This is a genomic window from Thermoplasmatales archaeon (assembly GCA_014361245.1).
Lineage (GTDB): Archaea > Thermoplasmatota > E2 > UBA202 > JdFR-43 > JACIWB01.
The window spans coordinates 1-1,370 of the sequence record JACIWB010000088.1 but is presented as its reverse complement, the minus strand read 5'-3'; the positions used below and the strand labels follow the sequence as shown (position 1 = coordinate 1,370).

General features: G+C 38.5%; 2 protein-coding genes. Both read left to right on the top strand.

Going from position 1 to position 1,370, the window contains the following annotated elements:
* Positions 1-51 precede the first annotated feature (51 nt).
* Positions 52-189 (top strand): hypothetical protein, encoded by a 138-nt coding sequence (locus H5T45_07610; protein ID MBC7129564.1) that lies wholly within the window; start codon positions 52-54, stop codon positions 187-189.
* 236 nt (positions 190-425) lie between these two features.
* A partial coding sequence (locus H5T45_07605; GenBank protein MBC7129563.1) for a hypothetical protein occupies positions 426-1,370 on the top strand: 945 nt, incomplete at its 3' end.

Here is a 1,370-nt window from a genome sequence, read left to right as displayed (position 1 = left end):
GAGCGCTTATTAGATGATGGACACGCAGCAGCGGCAGCTGATCTTATTATTATGTACAAAGAGCTGATCCCTGAAGAGAAATTTAGCTGGCTAACTTATGAAGTTCTCAAGCAAAAGATTGAGGAAGAGAAGAGACAGAAAAAGTTCTTTGAGGAACATACCTTAAGGGAAAATGAGGCAGAGAGGTAACGAGGACAAGGTCTAGCTCTGGGGATTATGCCGATTTTTTCCTAATCCTTTTTTGCCCTACACAATGTCTCCTCTTTCAAATATCAAAACGAATGAAAAAACCTTTCAAAATAAAGGCATTTTTGATTCCCAAAGGCCGCTTTTGCACATCATAAAAAGACTGTTGAAAAAAATTATATACCATTGAGCATAAAATGAATTAGGAAGTATAATACTAACGTAGGGGGTATTCTCATATGTATCGGCTTGTTGGAGAAATTGAAAGTAATCTTAAAGAGCTTAAACCTGATATGGGAACAGAGGAAGCAATAAACTATTTTAGAAATATTTTCATTGATGCGTGGAAGTTCAATTATGTTGATGAGATCATCCCTGAGGACATGCTTAATGAATTTGTGGCACAAAACACTGATATGATTAAAATCATTGCAAAAACAAACCCGCCTGAAGGTGAGAGTTTCTACGTTGTCTACGCTAAAAGTAAAAGTGACACCATAAAATACAGACAAAGACTTGTTAAGGATCTTCTCGACTTCACGTATTCAGTTGGATTGGAATTCGCGAATTTTCTGATAATCTTGGACTACTCAAAATACTGGAAGCTTGTAGTTCCAATCTACAGGAGAGAGCTTGAAAATGCCAAGCTCAATATCTATGTAATTGACCCAGAGGAGGGAAAATTCAGGACTCTTGTGAAGAACTTGGCCAGTGTTGCTCAGGAGCTTGAAGAATTTTACAAGAAATCGAAAAAGCATCCACCGGCAATCCAAATAAAAGCCCTCATAGATGAATACATGCACGTTAGGCCTCTTACAGAGGAGTTTTTCAAGGAGTACAAAGAGTACTATTCCAAACTTAAGGACTCAATAAAAAAGCGTTACGGGAAAAAACTTGGGGAATCTTATGTTGGCGAGTTGCCAAAAGAGATATTTGTTGAAAGAGCCGCCAAGACCTTTGCTCATACATTCCTCAACAGATTAATGTTTGTCTATTTCCTTCAAAAGAAAGGATGGATTGTCGAGAAACCAGCTCTCAGGAAGGATCTACAGGAGAGTGTTGACGTCAAAAACTTCGTCAGATGGCTGTATGAGCAGTGGGTGGAGTATGGAGGGGAGTTTTACAAGGATTACCTTAGAATTTTGTTCCTTTATGCAATGAATACGCCAAGAGTGGGATATGCA

Excerpts from the sequence above, each read along its gene's own strand:
- H5T45_07610 (MBC7129564.1), top strand. The coding sequence starts at position 52 with ATGTACAAAGAGCTGATCCCTGAAGAGAAATTTAGCTGGCTAACTTAT.